Source organism: Bifidobacterium sp. FKU (genome assembly GCF_026016385.1).
GTDB lineage: Bacteria > Actinomycetota > Actinomycetes > Actinomycetales > Bifidobacteriaceae > Bifidobacterium > Bifidobacterium infantis.
This window is the reverse complement of sequence record NZ_CP092888.1, coordinates 981,711-1,007,283: the sequence shown is the minus strand read 5'-3', so window position 1 is coordinate 1,007,283 and position 25,573 is coordinate 981,711. Positions and strand designations below refer to the sequence as shown.

Genomic DNA, 25,573 nt, shown 5'->3' with positions numbered 1-25,573 from the left:
GCCGCACTACTTCGTGCCGAGCGCGACCCTGGGGTCGAGCAGGCTGTAGCAGATGTCCACGATCAGGTTGGCGACGATGACCAGCACGGCGGCGAATATCGTCGCGCCGACCAGCACCTGCAGATCGAGGTTCGACACGGAATCGAGCAGCAGCGAGCCGAGCCCCTGCATCGAGAACACCTTCTCGGTGAGCACCGCGCCGCCGAGCAGCCCGCCCAGATCGAGGCCGAACATGGTCATCACGGGCAGCAGCGCGTTGCGCAGCGCGTGCTTGAAGACGATCACCGATTCGGGCACGCCCTTGGAGCGGGCGGTGCGGATATAGTCCTGGCTCAGTTCGCCGATCATCTGCGTGCGGGTGACCCTGGTGTAGCCGGCGGCGCTGAGCACGGCCAGCACCAGCCACGGCAGCAGCAGATGTGTGAACCAGCCGACAGGGTCGTCGTGGAAGTTCACGTACCCGCCGCTGGGGAATATCTGCAGCACCAGCGAAAAGGCGATCACCGTCAGCAGGCCGATCAGGTATGACGGTGCCGAAACGCCCACGATCGACAGCCCGAGCAGCGTGCGGTCGATCAGCGTATCGCGCTTGAGGGCCGCCCACACGCCGGTCGCCACGCCGATGACCAGCCACAGCACGGCCGCGCCGACCGCGATCGACGCGGTGATCGGGAAGCGGTCGAGGATCAGCTGGCTCACCGATTCGTTGAGACGGAACGAATACCCGAGGCATGGCGCCGAGCAGACCACGGCGCCGCCGCCGCTGCCGAAGGTGCGCCCGACGAAGATGCCCGCCACGTAATTGCCCATCTGCTCGTACCACGGCTTGTCGGTGCCCATGAAGGCGGAGACCCGCTGCAGCTGCTCGGGCGTGCACGGCTTGCCGCACGACAGCTGCGCCGGATTGGTCGGCAGCAGGAAGAAGATCAGGAACAGCGCCAGCGTGATGAGCAGGATGACGACGATCGAGCTCGCCACGCGCTTGCCGATGTATTGCAGGATTCTCATGCACGCACCCCCTTGCGCGGGTCGATGGCGTCGCTCAGGCCATCGCCAAGCAGGTTGAAGCCGAAGGTCAGCAGGAACAGGGCGGCGCCCGGGAAGATCAGATACATCGGGTCGACCAGTGCCCACTGCACGGCGTCGGAGATGGACCGGCCCCATGAGGGCGTCGGTGGGTTCATGCCGACGCCGAGGAACGACAGGCCCGCCTCGGCGCCGATGCGCCCGGGGATCGACAGCGTGATGTTGACGATGAGCAGCGGCATGAGGTTCGGCAGGATCTGATGCCACAGCACATGGGCAGGCGAAGCACCCATCACCTTGGACGCGACGGCGAAATTGCGCTTGCTCAGCGTCAGCGTCTGCCCCCGGACAAGACGCGCGATGCCGGGCCATCCGAAGAATCCGAGCACTAGCGTCAGCAGCACCGGCCTCGGGAAGCTCTGCGGCACCACCGCCGACAGCGCGATCGCGAAGATCAGGAACGGGAAGCCGAAGAAGACGTCCATCGTGCGCGAGATCAGCGCATCGACCAACCCGGGGAAATAGCCGGCCAGCAGCCCGAGCGCCACGCCGATGACCAGCGAGATGACCGACGAGACGACGCCGATGCCCAGCGAGATCCGTGAGCCGTACGCCACGATGGAGAACAGGTCGACGCCGCGCAGCGGGGTGACGCCGAACCAGTGCCGGGCACTGATGCCGCCGCCGAATCCGGCCGGCACCGACCCGGCACCCAAGGCCTCGGGATGCTCGGCGTACGGGTCGTTGCCGGTGATGGCCGACAACGGCCCGGCCAGCGCCGCCAGCAGCACGAAGAACAGCACGATGGCGCCGCCGACCACTATCGATGAGCGAGCGCCGGAACGGAGAACGCGCCGCCGTCTTTCCGCCTTCGGCGCGGCTTTCGCAGTCGCATCCGTCATATTGTCATCCCCATTTTCACGCTGAACATGCCGATAATCATCAATCCGCGCAGGTGGGCGCCCGTGAGCCGGGTCCCCTGCAGCCGGTGTCCTAACATTAAGGTTTCGCAGCAGGATGACATGCTGTGGCCTTATCGGTTATTTGGATAGCAGGTTATCAATGGACGGCAGTCGGCGGATAAGGCATGCCGCGGGGACACGCGGGAAAAAACCTTCGTTCCCGCGCGTCACGCCACCCGTCATTCCCCGACCGGGCTGACGTACGGACGCAGCAGGGTCGTGGTGCCGACCGCGAGCAGCGCGAATATCGCGCCGAACGGACCAAGCCAAGCCAGACCAAGGGCGTCGTTGACCATGCCTCCGACCGCGGAGCCGATGGCGATGCCGATGTTGAACGACATGGAATTCAGAGAAGCGGCCAGATTCACCGAACCGGGGTGGGACTGGTACGCCACGTCCATGTACAGCACCTGGGAGGAGGCGTTCTGCAGGTACATGAACATGCCGAGCGCCACCAGCAGCAGAGCTCCGGCGACCGGCACCAGCGACGCGAACGCCAGTAGACACAGGCAGACGGCCTGAGCGCCGTAGACCGGACGCATGTGGGTCAACGGCTCCACGCCATGTCCCTTGTCGGCCAACGTGCCGCCGTACAGGTTGCTCCACAGGCAGGCGCAACCGTATATCACCAGGCCGATGCTGATCATGTGCTCGGGCACACCGATCTCGTCGCGCATGATAGGCGTCAGATAGGTGTAGAAGACATAGGATGCGGCCGCACCGAACACCACGTCCGCCACGCCAAGCTGGATGCGACGGTCGAAGAACAGACGGAACTGCCGGAGGAACCCGATTCGCGCCGGGTGGGAATTACGCGGCAGCACCACGGCCATCAGCGCCATCAGCATGGCGGTGAGAATCGAAATCAGGGCGAAGGAGGCCCGCCAGCCGAAGGCGGCGGCAACCCAGGTGCCAACCGGCACACCGACCACGGAGGCGATGGAGAATCCCGAAAACACCCAGGCGATGAACTTGGTGCGGTATCTGTCCTCGGTCACGTCGGGCGCGAAGGTCATGGAAACGGCCACCAGCGTGCCGGACACCGACGCGATGAGCAGCCGGGCGACCAGCAGCACCGGATAGTTCGGCGCGAGGACGCACAGGACATTGCCCGCCAGGAACACGCCCATCAGCGCCATATAGGTGGCGAAGCGGGGGAACCGCGCCGACAGGGCGGAGCCGAGCGGCGTGCAGGGCGCATACACGAACGCGAAGAGGGCCACCAGATTGCCCGCGGTCACCTCGGAGACCCGAAGGCCGGAGGCGATGTCGGGAAGGATGCCGACCACCACGAATTCGCTCATGCCCAGCATGAAGGTGACGGTCACCAGGACGGCGACCTGCAGGTTGAAGAAACGACCGGCACCTGCTCCGTCCATCGGTGCGTTCATCTCGGGACACTCTCCTCCATCACAGCTTCGGCAGGTACTTCTTCAGTTCGAACGGCGTGACCTGATGATTGTAGTCCTCCCACTCCTGGTGCTTGTTGTCCAGGAAGTAGCCGAAGGCGTGCTCACCGAGCACGTCGGCCACGAAGTCGGATTTCTCCATGATCTTCAGCGCCTCGTCCAGCGAGCGCGGCAGCGGCTGGATGCCCATGGCCTGACGTTCGCCGTCGGTGAGCTCCCACACGTCATCACTGGTGGGCTCGCCCAGCTGCATCTGCTTATCGATGCCATCGAGACCGGCGGCCAGCAGCACCGAGTAGGCAAGGTATGGGTTGGCCACCGGGTCGAGCGCACGGAACTCCATGCGCGCGGAGTTGCCCTTGCCCGGCTTGTACTGCGGGATACGCAGCAGCGCGGAACGGTTGTTGTGGCCCCAGCAGATGTAGCTCGGCGCCTCGTTGCCGCCCCACAGGCGCTTGTACGAGTTGACGTACTGGTCGGTGACCGCGCAGATTTCGGCCGCATGGTACAGGATGCCGGCGGCGAACTGGCGGGCGGTCAGGGACATGCTGAACTCCTGACCGGCCTCGTAGAAGGCGTTGGAATCGCCTTCGAACAGGCTCAGGTGCGTGTGCATGCCGGAACCGGGCGCGTCGGCCAGGGGCTTGGGCATAAAGCTGGCGTGGATGCCGCGCTCCAAGGAAATCTCCTTGACCACCGTACGGAATGTCATGATGTTGTCGGCCATGGTGAGCGCGTCCGCGTATCGCAGATCGATCTCGTTCTGGCCTGGCCCCGCCTCATGGTGCGAGTATTCCACCGAGATGCCCATTTGCTCGAGCATGTTCACGGTGGCGCGGCGGAAGTCCATGCCTGGGCTGCGCGGCACGTGGTCGAAGTAGCCGCCCTCGTCGATCGGGGTCGGGGTCTTGGACCAGTCGTCCTGGCTTTCGAACAGGTAGAACTCGATTTCCGGATGCACGTAGAACGTGAAGCCCTTGTCCTTGGCCTTGGCGAGCGTGCGCTTCAGCACATGCCGGGGATCGCCGAGCGAGGGTTCGCCGTCCGGGGTCAGGATGTCGCAGAACATGCGGGCCGTGCCTTGCGGGCCGCCCCGCCACGGCAGAATCTGGAACGTCGAAGGGTCGGGCTGGACGATCATGTCGTCCTCGGATACACGGGTCATGCCCTCGATGGCGGAGCCGTCGAAGCCGAGCCCCTCCTCGAACGCGGCTTCCAGTTCGGCCGGAGCAATCGCCACGGACTTCAGTGTTCCCAACACGTCCGTGAACCACAGACGAATAAAGCGCACGTCGCGTTCTTCGACCGTGCGCAGCGCAAACTCCTGCTGTTTATCCATAGTCGCCTATCGTTCCATAACCGTGTTACGAGGGGCGTTAACATCTCACTGTTCGTCACCTGCGAGTCGCGAGATTTCATCAACATGCCCCGGTCCGCATGTCAGGCATGGCTCGGGCCCATGCCGGCACGGCACTATGGTAGTGACTATGAGCGAACCGGCGATTCGATCGCGATTGCCAATTACATGGGTGGCACCGACGAATTCGATCAGGCCATCGCCTCATTCGCCGTCAGCTACGCCGAACAGAATGATGAAGACTACGCCGTCTTCAAGAAACTCCTCAAATCCGGCGACCTCCCGTGCTGAGCCGTTAAGCGGACAGCCCAGTGGGCTGTCCGTAGGCGAGACCTGAGTGAAGCGATAGCTGAGCGAAAGCAGATTAACAGTCTCGCCAAGGCGAGTCCTTTGCCTACTTCGCGACTGCGAGCGCTTCCTGGAGCGTGAACGCACGTGCATAGAGGGACTTGCCGAGGATGGCAGAATCAACACCAATTTCAGCCAGTTCCTTGATGGCGCGCAAATCGTCCAGCTTGGAGATACCACCGGAAGCCGTGACCTTGGCGTCGGTGCGTTCGGCGACTTCACGCAGCAGTTGGATGTTCGGGCCGGACATCATGCCGTCCTTGGCCACGTCGGTGACCACATAACGCGAGCAGCCCACGGAGTCAAGGAACTTCATGGTCTCAAATAGGTCACCGCCTTCGCGTGTCCAGCCGCGCGCCGCCAGTGTGTGACCGCGCACATCCAGACCAACAGCCACGCGGTCGCCGTACTTCTTGATGACCGAAGCGGTCCAATCCGGATTCTCCAAAGCGGCGGTGCCGATGTTCACTCGGGCGGCACCGGCCTCAAGGGCCGCGTCCAACGAAGCGTCATCGCGCACGCCGCCGGACAGTTCGATGTTCACGCGGTCGCCAAGCTCGTGAACGATTTCTCGCAGCTGATCGCGATTGTTGCCCGTACCAAAAGCGGCATCAAGGTCGACCAGGTGAATCCATTCGGCACCGGCCTCAACCCAAGTACGGGCGGCCTCGAACGGCGAACCGTAATCGGTTTCGGAACCGGATTCACCCTGGCGTAGGCGCACGGCCTTGCCATCGCGTACATCGACGGCGGGCAGCAGAGTCAACGACATAAGAAGAGCCTTTCTTCAGTTACATATACACGATTTGAGCTCTCTCGTCAGAGGGAGCTTCATGCTTTTTACAGTGTGGCGATCCAGTTCTTGAGGAGTTGGGCACCGGCGTCTCCGGACTTTTCCGGGTGGAATTGCGTGGCGGACAGCGGGCCGTGTTCATAGGCGGCCACGAAACGCGACCGGCCGTACGAGCACCAGCTCACGCGTTCGGGCGCACCGCTCAGATCAATGTCGAAACGAGACGTATCCACCGGCTTCACTTCCATCGCGGCGTAGGAGTGCACGAAGTAGAACCGTTCGTTCTCCACGCCGTTGAGCAGCACCGAATCGGGGGCGGCCTCGATCGTGTCCCATCCCATGTGAGGCACCACGTCGGCGTCCAGCAGGTTCACCGAACCGCCGATCAGCCCGATGCCCGCGGCATGGACCCCGTGCTCCAGACCGTGTTCGAACATGATCTGCTCGCCCACGCACACGCCAAGCACCGGACGGCCGGCGCGGATGCGATCATAGATCACACGGTCGCCGTCGACCTTCTTCAGACCCTCCATACATGCGGCGAACGCGCCCACGCCCGGCACGACCAGACCGTCGGCCTCCAGCGCCTGACGATAATCGGAGGTGAGAGTGGTGTCGACGCCAAGATTGGCGAGCGCACGCACCATGGAACGTACATTGCCGAAACCGTAATCGAAAACAACCGCTGTGGTCATATTCTCTCCTATCCCCTACTGGTTGGTTGGCGTCTATTCGATGCGGGAGCCGCGCCCGCCACGTCCGCGTCTGGTGTGGTTGGCGAGAATCTGCATCGCCTGGTCATGGTCGAGTCCAGCGGAATCCACCACTTCAAACCCTTGGGTCTTGAGTTGGTTCAGAGTTACGATGCCGAGCATCAGGTCCTCGACGAAGCGCGGTGTGGAGGTGAACAGCACGGGCGGCGCGAAACTCTGTCCGGCCTCTCCCTGCACGTACATGGCCACTTCGAGCTTGTCGGCACGATTGACTGCAAGAATCACGGCCATGCCGGATACCACGGTGGTCAGGTCCTTGGCTGCGGCTTCCGGGCCGTCGCCGTCCAGATTCTTCAGCACCGCGACGGCCCCCTGATTGGCACCGATGCATGCGGCGGAGATATCTGACAGCTGGCAGAACGCGGCCAACAGTTCGGCGGAGGCAAGACGGGTGACGATCAACGCCACCTTCGCCTTGTTACCCAACAGTCCAGCGAGTTCGTTGTCGAAGCCGAGCGAGGGGTCGACCACGTCGGCCATGGCCTCGTTCACCGCATCCGCAACGGACCCGGTGACGTCGTCGGTCATAGGCTGGCCGGAATCAGCGGAAGCCTTATCAGCCGTATCATCATTCGCGTCGGAATCGGACTTCGCTGAAGCAGCGTCCGCTGTTTCAGCGGCATCACTGGTATCACTGGCATCGCCGGATGCCGAATCGTCCGCGAATTCTTTCTCGAATCCGGCGAGCGCGGCCTCAAGCTCCTCGTCGGAGAAGTGCGATTCGTCCGGATCGAACTTGTCGTCGGCCATCACAGGGCTCCCTTGGTGCTGGGCACGCCGTCTACACGCGGGTCGATTTCCATGGCGAAGCGCAACGCACGGGCCAGCGCCTTGAATTCGGCTTCAGCGATGTGGTGCGGGTCGCGGCCGGCGAGCACCTGCATGTGCAGGCAGATGCCGGCGTGGAAGGCGATGGATTCCATGACGTGGCGGACCAGCGAGCCGGTGAAGTGCCCGCCGATCATGCAGAATTCGTAGCCTTCGGGCTCGCCGCTGCACACGCAGTACGGGCGCCCGGAAATGTCGACAACGGCCTTGGCCAGCGCCTCGTCGAGCGGCACGGTGGCATCGGCGAAGCGGCGGATGCCTTTCTTGTCGCCGAGAGCCTGCTTCAGGGCTTCGCCGAACACGATGGCCGTATCTTCCACGGTGTGGTGCACATCGATGTCGGTGTCGCCGTGGGCGTGGATGGTCAGGTCGATCAGCGAATGCTTGCCGAGCGCGGTCATCATATGGTTGTAGAACGGCACGGATGTATCGATATCGGTTTTGCCGGTGCCGTCGAGGTTCAGTTCGAGGTCGATGTGTGATTCGCTGGTTTCGCGGACGATGTGCGCGGTTCTTGCCATCATGTCTCCTGTGTGATTCGTCATATTGGATTGCGGCGGGACTCGAATCGCTTCGGGTCTCGCCGCAATCGGAAAGAAACGTCCCTTATGCTGCTTCCACTATACGAAGCACTTCAACAAGGGCGTTACGGAAGGTCTCCATCTCCTCGTCGGTGCCCATGCACACGCGCAGCCAACCGTCCGGTCCGACCACGCGGATGAGTACGCCGCGCTTCAGGAGCTCGTCGAAGATGGCTTCGCGCTTGTCGAAGTGCCCACCGAACAGAAGGAAGTTCGAGCCGGATTCGGCCACTTCAAGCGGCTGGTCCTTGTAGGTCTGTTCCTTGAGCCATGCGGCGGTGGCCTCGCGGGTTTCGCGCAGGTGCTCGACACGGCTCAGCTGTTCATCGGTGTGTTCGAAGGCAGCCAGTGCGGCGGCCTGGGTCACGGCGGACAGGTGGTACGGCATGCGTACGATGCGCACGCAGTCGATGATGCCCTTGGATGCGGCTAGGTAGCCGACTCGCGCTCCGGCGAAGGCAAAGGCCTTGCTCATGGTGCGGCTTACGGCCAGGTTCGGGTGGTCCTTGATCAGGCTCACGGCGCTCGGGGTGCCGGGCTTGCGGAATTCCACGTACGCTTCATCGATGACGAGAATCGGGTGCACGCCCTCACCCGCGCCGGCCACTTCGGCGGTTTCGCAGGCGGCGAGAATACACTCGATATCCTCCATCGGCAACGGGGTGCCAGTCGGGTTGTTTGGTCTGGTGAGCAGCACCATCGAAGGCTTGACCTCGGCGATGGCCTCAAGCACCTTGTCGACGTTCAGCGTGAAGTCGGCGTTGCGGTGGGCGAGCTTCCAACCGGTGAAGGTGTCGCGGGCGTACTCCGGGTACATGGAGTACGTCGGGTCGGCGCCCAAGGCGGTACGCCCCGGACCTCCGAAAGCCTGGAACAGCTGGAGCATGATCTCGTTGGAGCCGTTCGCGCCCCACAGCTCGTCCACGTCCAGACGGGTACCGGATTCGCGGGCCAGGTAATCGGAGAATGCCTGACGCAATTCGATGTGCTCACGGTCCGGGTATCGGTTGAGTGTGGGGGCGATTTCACGCACACGCTTGGCGATGGTGTCGCATACGGCCGGGTCCGGCGCATACGGGTTCTCGTTGACGTTCAGGCACACCGGCACGTCCAGCTGAGGAGCGCCGTACGGCTCCTCACCGATCAGGTCGTTGCGCAACGGCAGGTTTGCGGGAATCGAGCTCATCGCAGACCGGCTCCCTTCTCCTGCTCGCGCAGGGTGGCCTTGTCATACGGATCCTTGACGAAGCGGGAGAGCACGCACTCGCCGTGGGCGGGCAGATCCTCGGACACCGCAAAGGCGTTGATGCGGGCGGCGAGTGCCTTCAGGCCTTCCTCGTCGTATTCGATGACTTCGACCGGCTTCATGAAGGTGTGCACGCCGAGGCCGGCGGCGAAGCGGGCGGTGCCGCCGGTGGGCAGCACGTGGTTGGAGCCGGACATGTAGTCGCCCAGCGGCACCGGGGAGTACGGGCCGCGGAAGATGGCACCGGCGTTCTTGATGCGCTTGACGACAGCATCGGCATCCTTGGTCTGAATCTCAAGGTGTTCGGCGGCGTAGGCGTTGGCCGCGTCGATGGACTGGTCGAGACCGTCGGTCAGCACGATGGCAGACTGGGTGCCGGACAGTGACGTGTGGACACGCTCGGCGTGCTCGGTACGCGGCACGCGGTACTTGAGGTTCTCCTGCACCTTGTCGGCAATCTCGGTGGAGTCGGTGAACAGCACGGAACCGGCGAGCTCATCATGCTCGGCCTGGCCGATGAGGTCGGCGGCCAGCAGACTCGGGTTGGCGGTTGCATCGGCGATGATGCCGATTTCGGTGGGGCCGGCGACCGCGTCGATGCCCACGAATGCGGAGACCAGCGACTTGGCGGTGGCCACGAAGATGTTGCCCGGGCCGGTGATCTTGTCAACCGGATCGCACAGGATGTCGCCGTCCTGTGGCTCGCTGCCCTTGGCGCCGTATGCGAACATGGCGATGGCCTGAGCGCCGCCGACCGCGTATACCTCGTCAACACCGAGGATGGCGCAGGTGGCGAGGATGGTCTTGTTCGGCAGGCCTTCCTCATTGTCGCGGGCGGGCGGGGTGGCGATGGCCAGCGATTCGACGCCGGCGGCCTGGGCCGGCACAGCGTTCATGATGACGGAGCTCGGGTAGACGGCCTTGCCGCCGGGCACATACAGGCCGACGCGCTGAATCGGAATCCAGCGTTCGGCCACGCGGGCACCTTCGGCGAGGTCGGTGTAGAAGTCCTTCGGCACCTGGTTGGCGGCCACGGCGCGGGCGCGGCGTACCGATTCCTCGATGGCAGCGCGCACTTCGGGGTCGAGCGTGGTCAGGGCGTCCTTGATCGCCTCGACCGGCACGCGCAGGTTCTTGGGACGCACGTGATCGAACTTCTCCTCGAAGTCGCGCAGGGCCGCGGCACCGCGTTCCTTGACATCGTCCAGAATCGGACGCACCAGATCGGTGGCTTCGGAAGTGCCCATTGCGGCGCGCGGCATCGCGGCGAGCAGTTCGGCACGGGACAGGTGCTGACCACGCAGGTCAATGATTCGCATGATGTTCTCACTCATAAAGCCCCATCGTACCAACGTGAGGGGCCTAAGCGGCGAGGAACGCCCATGTTCACCCGTATCGTGAGATTATCGTGCGTGATGTGGATTCGTGATGCAGGTTACTAAGTCTCTAATCCATCGTTCGCAGCATTGGGTAGAGGCTCAGGAATCGCCGGTATGCGTCGGCATATGTGCGTGCGGTGTCAGGATTCGGTTGATATACGGTGCGTTCACATACGGATTGCAGCAGGTCTGGTGCATTGAACACCAACGAGGCCATCGCCACTGCTGGCAGAATATCGGCATTGGCGAACACTTCGATGGGATGCTCCAATACATCGGCCAGAATCTGGCACCACGCATTTTCTCTGGCTCCGCCGCCAATCAGGGAAATCTCGGTAGGCTCGGCATCAAAGCTTTCCATACCTTGACGAATGGAGAAGGCCACGCCCTCAAGCGCGGCACGCATCATGTCTGCCTTGGTGGTGTCTGGATCGAGGCCAACATAGGCCCCGCGAATATTCGGGTTCATTACGGGGAACCGCTCCCCTACCAGATAGGGCAGGCACATCACACCGTTGGAGCCGGGTTTGGATGTTTCGATAAGCTGATGTGCTTCCGCGTAATCGCCATCAGCGAATACGCCGGTAACCCATTTATGCACGTCACCGGCGTTGAGGAATGGCACCGCATTCACGAATCCTTCTTCCACACCAAATGCCAGATTCGCAGCACCGGGCTTGTCGGTGAACGGTTCGGGCGAAACGGTGGCAATCCAACCTGAGGTGCCGATATTGATGTTGTATTGGCCGGGGCGGCTGACACCGCTGGCCAGCGTGGTGGCACCCGCATCGCCAATGCCCGCGTATACCGCAGTTCCGGCGGAGAAACCGGCGCGTTGTGCAGCGGATTCCGTCACTATGCTAATGCAGTCCTGCGGATTATGCAGTTGCGGCAATATGGTCATGTCGATTTCTGCAACCTCGCATAATTCGGCATCCCACTGGCCATTACGGATATTCATGGCACCGGCTGTGGAACAAGCCGCCACATCGCCCACGCATTCGCCGGTCAATTGGGCGATCAAGTAGTCCTTGGAACTGATCAATACATGACGAATGCGCGCGTACGTTTCCGGCTCGTGTTCACGCACCCACATCAACTTGGGCAACGGCAAGCAGCCTTCGAGCCGGTTGCCAACGGTGTTCAGGAAACGTTCTACTCCACCCTGATATGTCTTGGCGAGTTGCTTGGCCTGTTCCTCGGCTCGGCCATCCGAATACAGAATGGCATTGCGGACGGGATTGAGCTCGCCGTTCAAAGCAATAACATCCTGCATCTGACCGCTGAAGATGATGCCACGAATGCGAGTCACATTGAATTCTGACTCGGATTGCCGCGCCTGCTCAATCATGTGCTTGGAGACCGTGCAGAAGGCTTGTCACCATTGGTCGGGGCTCTGTTCCCGATAGTCGCCGTTGATAATAAGGTTAAGCTCACTACTCGCACTGGCTACGATACGGCCTCGCCTATCAACCAAGGCACCCTTCAACGCCGTGGTCCCTGCATCGAATGCAGCCACATACTCCTCTGCCACGTGCTCTCCCCTTCAATCTGGGTTGTGATTCTACTGGTTATTATCGTAGCCGCTTACTCGTTGCATTCATTAGGCCGATTTCACGTTCATTAGGTCGGTATGCCGTAAGACGGCTCTTCAGGAATGGCGTAATGACTGGGTTCTGATGCCGAAGACCCTGGACCCATTGACCTAATGAATGCAATAATGACCTAATGAACGAGAATCACGCCAACATTACGCAATTCTTTGCCCGCGAAACGCGGCTCATTGCATCGTCTTGTTTCTAGAATGGGAAATTGAACGAATACTACGACTAATGAGGCATTATGGCAATTCAATCGACAATTATGCTGGACAACGGCACTGTCATCCCGCAGGTGGGCTTGGGCGTATTCCAGACACCGGATGGTGATACTACAGTGAACGCGGTGCAGACGGCTCTGGAGAATGGCTACCGTCATATCGATACCGCAATGATTTACCGCAACGAAGCCTCAGTAGGTGAAGGTATTCGCCGTGCTGGTTTGCCGCGCAGCGATTTCTTCTTGACCACCAAGCTGTGGAATGACGATATTCGCGCACGCCGTGGCAAGGATGCATTCCAAGAAAGCCTCGACCGCTTGGGCGTGGATTATGTGGATCTGTATCTGATTCACTGGCCGGCAGACGGCTGGCAGCAGGCATGGGATGACTTGCAGGAGATTTATGCCTCTGGCCGTGCCAAGGCCATTGGCGTCAGTAACTTCCAAAAGCATCATATTGATGAGCTGCTGACCCACAGCGATATGGTGCCTGCCGTAGACCAGATTGAGTCTTCTCCGCAGTTCACCAATCAGGAACTTATCGGACAGCTACGCGCCAAAGGCATTCACACTGAAGCTTGGAGTCCGCTCGGCGGTACCGGCGGCAACCTGCTGAGCAATCCAGTATTGGCCGAGATCGGTGCCAAGTACGGCAAGTCACCTGCCCAAGTGGTGATTCGCTGGCACATCCAGCGCGGCATCGTCGTGCTGCCCAAGTCCACCCATGCCGAGCGTATCAAGCAGAACTTCGAGGTCTTCGACTTCAACCTAACAGTCGATGATATGACCGCCATTTCCGCCATCAACACCGGCAAGCGCAACGGTGCCGATCCTGACAATTTCAATTTCTAGACCTTTATAGGTCCAGATACGCAAAGAGGGAACTCTCCGTCACTTGAGGGTTCCCTCTTCTATATGCTTACGATTCGGCCGCACCCTAGTTGCGAGAGCCTATATCTTGTCGGTGTCTTGTCTTGTTGGTTTCAGATATGCGGGAAGCCCCGGTACCTTCAAGGTATCGGGGCTTCCCGTACGTGTGATGCGGCGGCGTGCTACTCTCCCACACCCTGTCGAGTGCAGTACCATCGCCGTGCCAGGCCTTAGCTTCCGGGTTCGGAATGGGACCGGGCGTCTCACCTGGGCCATGACCGCCGCAAATCTTCTCTTATACGGTCAGACACCAAGGTCTGCCGGCCTTGTGGCGGCCCGGGAACCGGACAGGGGACGCGATTGCCGTTGATGTTGCTTCGTCTTGCGCCATTCCCGTGCTCATTGCCATACGGGATGGTTTGCAGGAGGATGATGCGGTCCCCGAACGAATCGGGGAATAATAGTGTTGCCTTTCGTCCGTTAGTACCGGTCGGCTCCACCCCTCGCGGGGCTTCCACGTCCGGCCTATCGACCACGTGTTCTGCATGGGGACTACAGCAGCTCGAGGCTGCACGGAATGCTTATCTTGGAGCAGGCTTCCCGCTTAGATGCTTTCAGCGGTTATCCCTTCCGAACGTAGCCAACCGGCCGTGCCACTGGCGTGACAACCGGCATACCAGAGGTTCGTCCACCCAGGTCCTCTCGTACTATGGGCAGGCCTCCTCAACATTCCAACGAGCGCAGAGGATAGAGACCAAACTGTCTCACGACGTTCTGAACCCAGCTCGCGTGCCGCTTTAATCGGCGAACAGCCGAACCCTTGGGACCTGCTCCAGCCCCAGGATGCGACGAGCCGACATCGAGGTGCCAAACCATCCCGTCGATATGGACTCTTGGGAATGATCAGCCTGTTATCCCCGGGGTACCTTTTATCCGTTGAGCGATGCCGCGTCCGTACACCGGCACCGGATCACTAGTCCCGACTTTCGTCCCTGCTCGGACCGTCGTCCTCGCAGTCAAGCCCGCTTGTGCACTTGCACTCGCCACCCGATTGCCAACCGGGCTGAGCGGACCTTTGGGCGCCTCCGTTACTCTTTGGGAGGCAACCGCCCCAGTTAAACTACCCGCCAGGCACTGTCCCTGAACAGGATCACTGTTCGAGGTTAGACATCCAATGCGAACAGAGCGGTATTTCACCTTGCGGCTCCGCACGATCTGGCGACCATGCCTCTCGGCCTCCCGCCTATGCTACACAATCCACACCGAATGCCAATACCAAGGTATAGTAAAGGTCCCGGGGTCTTTTCGTCCTTCTGCGCTTAACGAGCATCTTTACTCGTACTGCAATTTCGCCGAGCTCCTGGTCGAGACAGTGGGGAAGTCGTTACGCCATTCGTGCAGGTCGGAACTTACCCGACAAGGAATTTCGCTACCTTAGGATGGTTATAGTTACCACCGCCGTTTACCGGGGCTTGAATTCACCGCTTCACCCGAAGGCTGACGGATCCTCTTAACCTTCCGGCACCGGGCAGGCGTCAGTGCATATACAGCGGCTTGCGCCTTCGCATGCACCTGTGTTTTTGGTAAACAGTCGCTACCCCCTGGTCTGTGCCACCCCCAAAAGCTCCCCGCGCGAGGCGGATCACCATCGGGGGTCTCCCTTAAACCGAAGGAACGGGAGTGATTTGCCGAGTTCCTTGACCAGGATTCGCTCGATCGCTTTGGTATTCTCTACCTGACCACCAGTGTCGGTTTGGGGTACGGGCGGCTTCGAGCCTCACGCCGAAGCTTTTCTCGGCAGCCGGGATCACCGGATATCGGGCCATAAGGCCCCCACCATCGCACCTCGCCCACACGCCCCGCGGATTTGCCTACGGGACGGGCTGCGTGCTTGACCACGGAAAACCACCTCCGCGGCCGGCTACCCTTCTGCGTCACTCCTGCGCTGACCTACTACAAGGATCGGTCCCAACAGGCCCAGGCATCCCACCCCCGAAGGGGAAGCAAGCCCGGACCCGGAGGTTAGTACTCCAAGCCTCGGTTCTGGCGGCTGAAAGCCGGTACGGGAATATCGACCCGTTCATCCATTCGACTACGCCTGTCGGCCTCGCCTTAGGACCCGACTCACCCAGGGACGATGAACGTGGCCCTGGAACCCTTGGTCATCCAGCGGACGGGATCTTCACCCGTCTTTCGCTACTCATGTCTGCATTCTCACTCCCATGAAGTCCACGGCGCGTTCACACGGCCGCTTCGCCCCTCATGGGACGCTCTCCTACCCAGTACAAAATACTGCCGCGTCTTCGGTGGTGTGCTTGAGCCCCGCTACATTGTCGGCGCGGAACCACTAGACCAGTGAGCTGTTACGCACTCTTTCAAGGATGGCTGCTTCTGAGCCAACCTCCTGGCTGTCTATGCGACTCCACATCCTTTCCCACTTAGCACACGCTTCGGGACCTTAGACGACGGTCTGGGCTGTTTCCCTTTCGACGACGAAGCTTATCCCCCGCCGACTCACTGCCGGGATACACGTCACCGGTATTCGGAGTTTGGTTGCTGTTGGTACCCGATACGGGCCCGCAAGCATCCAGTAGCTCTACCCCCGGGACGCAATGACCCGACGCTGCACCCAAATGCATTTCGGAGAGAACCAGCTATCACGGAATTTGATTGGCCTTTCACCCCTAACCCCAAGTCATCCCCCCGGTTTTCAACCCAGGTGGGTTCGGTCCTCCACACGGTCTTACCCGCGCTTCAACCTGCTCAGGGCTAGATCATCCCGCTTCGGGTCCAGGACACGCGACTCAAACGCCTTTTAAGACTCGCCTTCGCTACGCATACCCCACACGGGTTATGCTCGCCACATGCCACTGACTCGCAGACTCATTTTTCGATAGGCACGCCGTCACCCCACGAAGAGGCTCCGACGGATTGTAGGCGCACGGTTTCAGAGACTGTTTCACTCCCCTCCCGGGGTACTTTTCACCTTTCCCTCACGGTACTCGTTCGCTATCGGTCAGACAGGAATATTCAGGCTTACCCGACGGTCCGGGCGGATTCGCACGGGGTTCCACGGGACCCGTGCTACTTGGGAGACGCGATCGGCAGACCATGCGCGTTCAGGTACGGGGCCCTCACCCTCTGCGGCCCGGTATTCAACCCGGTTCCCCTGACACATGGTTTTCTAAAACTGCCGGCCGGCCCGTCGGAGCCGGCGCACGCGATCCCGCAACACCCCACACGCAACCCCCGACGGGTATCACACGCGCAAGGTTTGGCCATCATCCGCTTTCGCTCGCCACTACTCACGGAATATCCTTTCCTGCAGGTACTGAGATGTTTCACTTCCCTGCGTACCCCCCGGCCGAAGCCGGTACCGACCCATGACGGCCGGTGGGTTCCCCCATTCGGAAATCCTCGGATCAAAGCCCTGTAGGCGGCTCCCCGAGGCTTATCGCAGCCTCAAACGTCCTTCATCGGTCCTGTCTGCCAAGGCATCCACCATACGCCCTTGCAAGCAACACACACCATGAAGGTGCATGGCCGCAAGATTCCTCTAGCAAATTCCCAGACGACAAATCATCACACTAAAAATGATCACAAAACGATCGAAACGAACAATAGAGTTCGATTCGAAATCAACAGCAAAACAAAGATTCAAAACCATTGTTTTGCTCGCGTCCACTATCCAGTTCTCAAGCCACCACGCACCGCCACGCCATCACGCCGGCACACGGCCGGCCCGCAGGCGCGACGGGCATCGAATCGCGCCAGGCAAAAGCCTGGGGTGGCGATCCGGGAGCCCAAAAGCGCATCCATACCACTCCGGCACCCACCGCACGACCGGCAGGGCAAAGCCAACGACGTCTTCCACACCAGCAACCCGTCCACACGCGACCATCGCGCGGGAGGGTCCGCACCGGACGCCGAACGGCATCCTGTATTCTCCGTAGAAAGGAGGTGATCCAGCCGCACCTTCCGGTACGGCTACCTTGTTACGACTTAGTCCCAATCACGAGCCTCACCTTAGACGGCTCCATCCCACAAGGGGTTAGGCCACCGGCTTCGGGTGCTGCCCACTTTCATGACTTGACGGGCGGTGTGTACAAGGCCCGGGAACGCATTCACCGCGACGTTGCTGATTCGCGATTACTAGCGACTCCGCCTTCACGCAGTCGAGTTGCAGACTGCGATCCGAACTGAGACCGGTTTTCAGGGATCCGCTCCGCGTCGCCGCGTCGCATCCCGTTGTACCGGCCATTGTAGCATGCGTGAAGCCCTGGACGTAAGGGGCATGATGATCTGACGTCATCCCCACCTTCCTCCGAGTTAACCCCGGCGGTCCCCCGTGAGTTCCCGGCACAATCCGCTGGCAACACGGGGCGAGGGTTGCGCTCGTTGCGGGACTTAACCCAACATCTCACGACACGAGCTGACGACGACCATGCACCACCTGTGAACCCGCCCCGAAGGGAAACCCCATCTCTGGGATCGTCGGGAACATGTCAAGCCCAGGTAAGGTTCTTCGCGTTGCATCGAATTAATCCGCATGCTCCGCCGCTTGTGCGGGCCCCCGTCAATTTCTTTGAGTTTTAGCCTTGCGGCCGTACTCCCCAGGCGGGATGCTTAACGCGTTAGCTCCGACACGGAACCCGTGGAACGGGCCCCACATCCAGCATCCACCGTTTACGGCGTGGACTACCAGGGTATCTAATCCTGTTCGCTCCCCACGCTTTCGCTCCTCAGCGTCAGTAACGGCCCAGAGACCTGCCTTCGCCATTGGTGTTCTTCCCGATATCTACACATTCCACCGTTACACCGGGAATTCCAGTCTCCCCTACCGCACTCAAGCCCGCCCGTACCCGGCGCGGATCCACCGTTAAGCGATGGACTTTCACACCGGACGCGACGAACCGCCTACGAGCCCTTTACGCCCAATAATTCCGGATAACGCTTGCACCCTACGTATTACCGCGGCTGCTGGCACGTAGTTAGCCGGTGCTTATTCAACGGGTAAACTCACTCACGCTTGCTCCCCGATAAAAGAGGTTTACAACCCGAAGGCCTCCATCCCTCACGCGGCGTCGCTGCATCAGGCTTGCGCCCATTGTGCAATATTCCCCACTGCTGCCTCCCGTAGGAGTCTGGGCCGTATCTCAGTCCCAATGTGGCCGGTCGCCCTCTCAGGCCGGCTACCCGTCGAAGCCACGGTGGGCCGTTACCCCGCCGTCAAGCTGATAGGACGCGACCCCATCCCATACCGCGAAAGCTTTCCCAGAAGACCATGCGATCAACTGGAACATCCGGCATTACCACCCGTTTCCAGGAGCTATTCCGGTGTATGGGGCAGGTCGGTCACGCATTACTCACCCGTTCGCCACTCTCACCACCAAGCAAGCTTGATGGATCCCGTTCGACTTGCATGTGTTAAGCACGCCGCCAGCGTTCATCCTGAGCCAGAATCGAACCCTCCACAAAAAGAATGCGAAGAGACATCGACAGATGACTCTCAAAACAAAAATTGACGAGCACGTCCTTAAGGAAGGACGCCCTCAAAAAACCTCACCCCTCATCAAACCCTCCCGGGTACCCGACCACCACGACAGGCGATCAGGCGAGGAATGAACTGGCAATCATTGACTATAAAGAAGTAGTACAAACACGCTCTTGAGTTCTCAAACCACCACCACACCAGCAAGACGGAAAACCAACCAGAGGAAGGAACCCGCCGCGCTGAGCGGCAACAGGTGAATAACTTACACGAACACACGAACACACGCAAATCGGGCATGAAAAGGCACGCCAGAATCGTTGCAACGACGGCGTTCTATCGGCGTGTCGAAATCAACTTGAATCACGCCGTTACCATCAGGATACGCCGGCTTTTTATAGGCTCACGTAACGAAATCAGATGTTCACTGGCGTGTCGCGACAATTCATTCCACGTTCAACTCCCCTCAGTCACGCTTCGCGTGCCAGCTCCCCTCACCTTGAGGGGAGCCAGATAGATGTCAGATTACGTGGTATTCGCGTAGCAGGGTGGCAATATCGGTGCCGTCGAGTTTCTTGAGCACCTTCTTGACCACGGCCTTTTCAATGAAGTTGAGCTTCATATCGGTGACCGGTGCACCGTCACGCAATTTGACGGTGGCGTTGAGCAGGTTGCGCACGTCATAGACGCTGCCCCACACTTCAGGCACGCCGCGGTCCACGCCGAGCAACGTGTAGACAGCTTCCATACCGGTGCGCATCGAGTATTCGGTGGTGAAGATCGTGTCGCGCGGGGTCTCGGCGAACTGGCCAAGGAATGCGAAGTTCACGGCACCATCGGGCACCACGTCCGGGCGGTCGCCGGCCGCGCGCGGCATGAAGAACGCGGTGATGTACGGCATCATGACCGGCACGGTGTTGGCGTGGTGCTTTGCGAGCGCCTCGATCTTGTCGGTCGGCACGCCCATGTGGTAAAGCCACTCCTCGCAGATCTCTTCACCGGTGCATTCGGTCATCGGCTTCTTCACATAGTTGCCGGGCTTGTCCGGGAACAGGCCGTAGACCCATACGCACAACTGGTCCTTGGGCTGGTCGCGGAACTGCTGCTGGCGGTTCAGGGTCCAACTCATGAGCCAGTTGGAGTCCTGCACAGTGACGATGCCGCCGGTGACGACCTTGCCGGAGAACGGGTCGCGCTTGCAGATCTTCTGGATGTACGGCGGAATCTCGTCGTCCAGGGTGGTGACGGTGGCGCTCATCCACTTGGTGGCATTCGGATCGGAGCAGAACTTCTCCGGATGGCCAAAGCTCGGGTCCTGGTCGGCGATACGCTTCCACATATCCCAGCCGCCACCGGGCTTCAGGTCTGGGTTCCATGCGGCGGGCGAGTTCTGGGAACCCATGGTGGAGTTCTCCACGCAACCGCCGTTGGTGATGAACACCAGATCGTTCTCGGTCAGGTCGATGGAGGATTTATCACCCTCGTGATCCACGTCGATGCGCACGGCAAGCTTCTTGGTGGGCGTGCTGGCAGGGTTGCGCTTGAAGAAACCGGAGGTGGCCTGAATCTTCTGGATGGTGTCTTGGCCTACGCCGGTGTACTCACGCTTGGGGCCGGCTCCCCCGCCAATCGCGAATTCCACGTTCTCGACCTTGGTGTTGTAGCGGAATTCGACGCCGTGCGATTCCAGATACTTGACCATCGGCAGAATCATCGACTCGTACTGGTTGTAGCGGGTGAAACGCAGCGCGGAAAAGTCCGGCAGGCCTCCGATGTGATGAATGTAGCGCTTGATGTACAGCTTCATTTCCAGCGCGGAGTGCCAGTTCTCGAAGGCGAACATGGTGCGCCAGTACAGCCAGAAGTTGGAGTTCAGCACCTCATCGTCGAAGAAATCGGTGATCGGCTTGTCATACAGGTCTTCGTCCGGGGTGAAGAACAGCTTCATGATTTCCATCGAAGCCTTGTCGGACAGGCCGAACTTGCCCTTGAGCCCCGCGTCCTTGCCGAGATTCTTGGTGGCGCGGCACAGCGAGTAGTTCGGGTCCTCCTTGTTGAGCCAGTAGTACTCGTCGAGTACGCTGACGCCCTCGGTTTCGATGGAGGGAATCGAGCGGAACAGATCCCACATGACCTCGAAATGATTGTCCATTTCGCGGCCGCCACGCATCACATAGCCGAGGCCGGGAATATCAAGACCGTCACAGGCGCCGCCGGGTACCGGGTCCTTCTCAAGGATGTGGATGTTCTCGCCAGGCATCTGACCATCACGCACCAGATAGCAGGCCGCGGACAGGGCCGCCAGTCCGGTACCGATGATGTATGCATGCTTGTTGTCCACGTCGGACGGCTTCTTCGGGCGTGCGAAAGCCTCATAATTGCCGCTGCTGTAGTACATATTCCGCCTCCTTGGGGTTGAGTTGACACTTCGTCAGCTCTTCTTGAATAGACATTATGTCGCATTATTGCCGAACGCGCCATAGGCAACGTTCGGCGTTCTGCCGTATTCGCCAATACCTTGCGTCTACGGTTTTCGAGGCCTGTGTTGGCTGTTGGCTCATAACTATTGAAGGTATACAGGCATACTGAGGATGCGGGGTGCTTCACCGAACCGGATGATTGATAAGGTCCCGCTCAATCCATGCCATGACCAAATCGGCAAGTCGGTTTACCTCCGCTTCGGTGAGTTCACGGCCTTTGGGCAGATGATGCCATTTTTCGATGCATCCGCGGCAGCATGTGGCGGTAGCATGCTGAGCGGTGAATACCGGATGGCCGCGCCATGGCGTCTGCCTGCCGTCGTTCTTCGGTTTGGCTGCGCCTATGCGGTCTCGCAACATTTCTCGCGCATGACGATCGATGGTCGCCTTGCCTTTGGTGCGGGCATAGGCTCGGTCTTTGTCGGTCAAAGCGAATTTGGCGCGGAACTGCGAATGAGACAGCCGTTCCAGCATCGCGGCAATCCATTGTTGCTCGTCATCGTTGTTACCAGTATCCGCCATCTCCATGCCCATACGTTCCACAATAGTCGCGCACATCGTATGGTGGCACATGCCTTAGCCCCCTCTGATGAAGGAGCCCTCCCCCAGCAAAGCCAGGTGAGGGAGAGGCCAGGGGCGAAACCCGCCAATCAGGCGGCAGGCAAGCAGCTGGGGCCAAACAGAATCTTGATCTCAGCAAACAACGAAGTATCCCGCTTGACGCGGAAACGATCGCCAAACGTGAGCACCTGAGCGTTACCCTTCTCATCCAGCACCGCAAGATGTACTTCGCAGTAACCAGGATGATTAGCGAGCACCTGACCGAGTTGCATCATGCGTTGGCGCTCCAACGCCACCGGCGGCAGCGTGATGACCAACGGACGTTCATCCTCGGCTTCCAAGGTCGGAATCTGCATTTCCGTGGCTCTCAGAGAAACGGTTTCGTCGCGCAACTCCACTTGACCACGAATCTGTACGATGGCGTCCACGGCAAGTTCGGCGGCGGCCGCTTCATAGACCTTGCCGAAGAACATGCATTGGACGGAGCTTTCCATGTCTTCGATGGTCACGATGGCCCAGGGGTTGCCCTTCTTGGATACGCGCCGGTCCACATTGGTGACCAGACCGGCCAACGTGACCTGCTGTCCCTCGCCCATCGTCCTGGCTCGATCGACCAAGTGCGCGATGGACATTTCACGCAAGGACGCGAGAATCGACTGCATACCGGAGAGCGGATGATCAGACACATACAGGCCCAACATTTCGCGTTCGAAGTTAAGCTTGGTCTTCTTGTCCCATTCCTCAAGATCGGGTACGGTCACGGAAGCGTCGCCCATGGCCTCCGCTCCCCCATCCTCGGCATCGGAGAACAAATCGAACTGGCCCTCCGCCTGTTTGCGCTTCAGACTCACCACCGAGTCGATGGCGGCCTCGTGCACGGTGAACAGCGCGCGACGGTTCGGGTCAATCGAGTCGAAGGCACCGGCCTTGATCAACGATTCGACCAATCGCCGGTTCAGCGCGGTCAGGGGCACGCGGCGGATGAAGTCCATGAAGTTCACGAACTTGCCGCGCGGGCCTTCGCGTTCGGCGATGATATCGGCCACGGCCTTGTCACCCACGTTACGGATGGCACCAAGACCGAATCGCACGACGTCGCCGACTGCCGAGTACTCGTACACCGATTCGTTGACGTCCGGCGAGAGCACCTGGATGCCCATGCGGCGGGCCTCGCCCAAGTACAATGCGGTCTTGTCTTTGTTGGTGGCGGCACCTTGCAACAAGGCGGCCATGAACTCGACCGGGTAGTGCGTCTTCAGATATGCGGTCCAGTAGGAGATCAGACCGTATGCGGCGGAGTGCGCCTTGTTGAAAGCGTAGCCGGAGAACGGCACCAGAATATCCCACACGGCCTGGGATGCCTCTTCGGAATATCCGTGCTCCTTCATACCGGCGAAGAACGGCACCTTCTCCTTGGCCAGCACTTCGGGCTTCTTCTTACCCATGGCTCGACGCAGCACGTCTGCCTTGCCCAGCGAATAGCCGGCGAGGATTCGGGCGGCGGACTGCACCTGCTCCTGGTAGATGATCAGGCCATAGGTCTCGTCAAGCACCTGCTTCAGAGGCTCCTCAAGCTCAGGGTGGATTGGCGTGATCTTCTGCAGGCCGTTTTTGCGCTTGGCATAGTTGGTGTGCGAATCCATACTCATCGGGCCCGGTCGGTACAGGGCGATAAGTGCGGAAATATCGTTGAAGTTATCGGGCTTCAGGGTTTTCAGCAGTGAACGCATGCCGTCGGAATCGAGCTGGAACACGCCGAGCGTGTCTCCTCGGGACATGAGTTTGTAGGTTTCGGCGTCATCGAGCGGAATCTTGGTGTAGTCGATGGCGGGTTTGCCGTTGGCCACGATGTTCTTCAGGGTGTCGTGGATGATCGTCAGATTGGACAGGCCAAGGAAGTCCATCTTGACCAGCCCCAACGTTTCGCACGTGTGGTATTCGAAGGTGGTGGTGATGGTGCCATCGGTGCGTTCCAGCAACGGCGAGGTGTCGGTGATGGGCGCGCTACCCATGATGGTGGCGCAGGCATGTACACCGGTCTGTCGGATCAGGCCTTCGATACCCTTGGCTTCCTCGGTGATGCGCTTGGCGTCCGGATCGGAATCGTAGAGTTCTCGGAATTCCCTGGCCTCGGCATAACGTTTGGCGGTCGGGTCGAAGATGTCATGCAGGCTGATGTCTTTGCCGCCGGTGGCCGCCGGAGGCAGCGCCTTGGTGACTTTTTCACCGACTGAGAATTCATAACCCATGATGCGGGCGGAGTCTTTCAGGGCCTGTTTGGTTTTGATGGTGCCATAGATGACGCACTGGGCGACCTTATCGGTGCCGTATTTTTCGCCGCAGTATTCGATGACTCGCGCACGACCTTCAGGGTCGAAGTCGACATCGATATCAGGAAGGCTCACTCGCTCAGGGTTCAGGAACCTCTCGAAAATCAGGCCATGCTTGAGCGGATCGAGCTCGGTAATGCCCATGGAATAGGCGACCATGGCGCCTGCGGCCGAACCACGGCCCGGCCCCACCATAATGCCGTGGTCCTTGGCCCACTGAATGTAGTCGGCGACCACGAGGAAGTATCCGCAGAACTGCATCTGGCAGATCACGCCGCATTCGTAGTCGGCCTGCTTCAATACGTCGAGCGGCGGGTTGCCGTCGTAACGCTTCTCCAGACCTTCCTCGACTTTTTTAAGGAACAGGGAGGTCTCATCCCAGCCTTCGGGGCAGGGGAATTTCGGCATGAACGCGCCGTCTTCGTGGTCGTCGAACATCACGTTGCAGCGTTCGGCGATAACGAGCGTATTGTCGCAGGCGTCCGGGTGGTCCTTGAACAGTTCGCGCATCTCTTCGGCGGTTTTGATGTAGTAGCCGGTGCCGTCGAATTTGAATCGGTCCGGATCGTCAAGACGGGAACCGGAGTTGATGCAGAGCATGGCGTCCTGTGCCTGGGCATCTTCGGCGTGTACGTAGTGGGAATCGTTGGTGGCCAGCAGTGGTGCGTTGAGTTTCTTGGCGATGGTCAGCAGGTCACCGGTCACCTGAGTTTCGATGGGCAGACCGTGATCCATGAGTTCGATGAAGAAGTTGTCTTTGCCGAAGATATCCTGGAATTCGCCGGCAGCGCGCAGGGCCTCATCGAACTGACCGAGACGCAGACGGGTCTGGATAATGCCCGAGGGGCAGCCGGAGGATGCGATCACGCCTTTGGAATAGGTGGCGAGCACCTCCTTATCCATACGCGGATAACGCATGACGCGACCTTCGAGGTTGGCCACGGACGAAGCTTTGATGAGGTTGACCAGACCTTCGTCGTTTTCGGCCCACATGGTCAAGTGGGTGATAAGACCGCCACCGGAGACGTCGTCGCGGCGCTGGGCTTCAGTGCCCCAATGCACGCGGGACTTGTCTTGACGTGCGGTTTCCGGGGTCACATAAGCTTCGATGCCGATGATGGGCTTGACGCCATTGGCCACGCAGTTGGTGTACATCTCGTAGGCGCCATGCATGTTACCATGGTCGGTGATACCGACCGCAGGCATGCCAAGTTCGGCCGCACGCTTGGCCAAATCAGGAATCTTCGACGCACCATCGAGCAGCGAATAGTGCGTGTGGTTATGCAGTTGCACAAAGTTGTTCCCGTAATCAGCCATGTGT

At 60.1% G+C, this 25,573-nt stretch carries 14 protein-coding genes, 3 rRNA genes and 2 pseudogenes; 2 read left to right on the top strand and 17 right to left on the bottom strand.

From position 1 onward, the window contains the following. Positions 1 to 6: 6 nt before the first annotated feature. The 4 genes from MMB48_RS04450 to glnA form a co-directional block, all read right to left on the bottom strand. Complete coding sequence (locus tag MMB48_RS04450) at positions 7 to 1,008, bottom strand: ABC transporter permease (RefSeq protein WP_012577208.1); 1,002 nt, start codon at positions 1,006 to 1,008, stop codon at positions 7 to 9. Beyond that, complete coding sequence (locus MMB48_RS04445; RefSeq protein WP_032744279.1) at positions 1,005 to 1,928, bottom strand: ABC transporter permease; 924 nt, start codon at positions 1,926 to 1,928, stop codon at positions 1,005 to 1,007. Before MMB48_RS04445 ends, MMB48_RS04450 begins: the two co-directional genes overlap by 4 nt. 239 nt (positions 1,929 to 2,167) lie before the next feature. Beyond that, entirely contained in the window at positions 2,168 to 3,379 is a 1,212-nt protein-coding gene (locus tag MMB48_RS04440) for an MFS transporter (protein WP_032744278.1), read from the bottom strand. 19 nt (positions 3,380 to 3,398) lie between these two features. Next, a complete protein-coding gene (gene glnA / locus MMB48_RS04435; RefSeq protein ID WP_032744275.1) occupies positions 3,399 to 4,736 on the bottom strand; it encodes a type I glutamate--ammonia ligase in 1,338 nt (445 codons plus the stop codon). A 147-nt stretch (positions 4,737 to 4,883) separates the two neighbouring features. Between glnA and MMB48_RS04430 the strand changes: the two are divergent. After that, positions 4,884 to 5,045: pseudogene (locus MMB48_RS04430) on the top strand (DUF2252 family protein); the annotation flags it as partial. Between the two features lie 103 nt (positions 5,046 to 5,148). Here the strand turns inward: MMB48_RS04430 and priA are convergent. From priA to MMB48_RS04395, 7 genes and pseudogenes are all read right to left on the bottom strand, one after another. Next, positions 5,149 to 5,874, bottom strand: coding sequence for a bifunctional 1-(5-phosphoribosyl)-5-((5-phosphoribosylamino)methylideneamino)imidazole-4-carboxamide isomerase/phosphoribosylanthranilate isomerase PriA (gene priA, locus MMB48_RS04425; RefSeq protein WP_012577204.1), 726 nt, complete (start codon positions 5,872 to 5,874; stop codon positions 5,149 to 5,151). Between the two features lie 68 nt (positions 5,875 to 5,942). Then, positions 5,943 to 6,590 (bottom strand): imidazole glycerol phosphate synthase subunit HisH, encoded by a 648-nt coding sequence (gene hisH, locus MMB48_RS04420; protein WP_012577203.1) that lies wholly within the window; start codon positions 6,588 to 6,590, stop codon positions 5,943 to 5,945. 33 nt (positions 6,591 to 6,623) lie between these two features. Continuing rightward, the gene (locus MMB48_RS04415; RefSeq protein ID WP_012577202.1) at positions 6,624 to 7,418 is read right to left on the bottom strand and encodes a hypothetical protein; all 795 of its coding nucleotides are present in this window, start codon (positions 7,416 to 7,418) and stop codon (positions 6,624 to 6,626) included. Continuing rightward, positions 7,418 to 8,017, bottom strand: a complete 600-nt coding sequence (gene hisB, locus MMB48_RS04410; protein ID WP_012577201.1) for an imidazoleglycerol-phosphate dehydratase HisB — start codon at positions 8,015 to 8,017, stop codon at positions 7,418 to 7,420. The genes MMB48_RS04415 and hisB overlap by 1 nt, the downstream gene beginning before the upstream one ends. 85 nt (positions 8,018 to 8,102) lie before the next feature. After that, positions 8,103 to 9,263: a histidinol-phosphate transaminase gene (locus tag MMB48_RS04405; protein ID WP_012577200.1), complete on the bottom strand. Its 1,161-nt coding sequence runs from the start codon at positions 9,261 to 9,263 to the stop codon at positions 8,103 to 8,105. Next, entirely contained in the window at positions 9,260 to 10,657 is a 1,398-nt protein-coding gene (gene hisD / locus MMB48_RS04400; RefSeq protein WP_012577199.1) for a histidinol dehydrogenase, read from the bottom strand. Before hisD ends, MMB48_RS04405 begins: the two co-directional genes overlap by 4 nt. A gap of 112 nt (positions 10,658 to 10,769) precedes the next feature. After that, positions 10,770 to 12,236, bottom strand: a pseudogene (locus tag MMB48_RS04395) (xylulokinase). Positions 12,237 to 12,544: 308 nt separating this feature from the next. On the opposite strand from MMB48_RS04395, the gene MMB48_RS04390 reads away from it, so the two are divergent. Beyond that, positions 12,545 to 13,372, top strand: a complete 828-nt coding sequence (locus tag MMB48_RS04390; protein ID WP_032744267.1) for an aldo/keto reductase — start codon at positions 12,545 to 12,547, stop codon at positions 13,370 to 13,372. A gap of 187 nt (positions 13,373 to 13,559) precedes the next feature. On the opposite strand, the gene rrf is transcribed toward MMB48_RS04390, so the two are convergent. The 6 genes from rrf to dnaE form a co-directional block, all read right to left on the bottom strand. Beyond that, a 5S ribosomal RNA gene (gene rrf, locus MMB48_RS04385) occupies positions 13,560 to 13,676 on the bottom strand. 174 nt (positions 13,677 to 13,850) lie between these two features. Further along, a 23S ribosomal RNA gene (locus MMB48_RS04380) occupies positions 13,851 to 16,915 on the bottom strand. Between the two features lie 428 nt (positions 16,916 to 17,343). Continuing rightward, positions 17,344 to 18,868 (bottom strand): 16S ribosomal RNA (locus tag MMB48_RS04375). Together the 16S, 23S and 5S rRNA genes form the textbook arrangement of a ribosomal RNA operon. 533 nt (positions 18,869 to 19,401) lie before the next feature. Continuing rightward, a complete protein-coding gene (locus MMB48_RS04370) occupies positions 19,402 to 21,279 on the bottom strand; it encodes an oleate hydratase (protein WP_012577195.1) in 1,878 nt (625 codons plus the stop codon). Positions 21,280 to 21,484: 205 nt separating this feature from the next. Continuing rightward, on the bottom strand, positions 21,485 to 21,895 hold the full coding sequence (locus MMB48_RS04365; RefSeq protein ID WP_032745297.1) for a DUF4186 domain-containing protein: 411 nt from the start codon (positions 21,893 to 21,895) through the stop codon (positions 21,485 to 21,487). Between the two features lie 116 nt (positions 21,896 to 22,011). After that, positions 22,012 to 25,569 carry a DNA polymerase III subunit alpha gene (gene dnaE, locus MMB48_RS04360; RefSeq protein WP_012577193.1) on the bottom strand — a complete coding sequence of 1,186 codons (3,558 nt, stop codon included), beginning with the start codon at positions 25,567 to 25,569 and terminating at the stop codon, positions 22,012 to 22,014. Between the last annotated feature and the right edge of the window lie 4 nt (positions 25,570 to 25,573).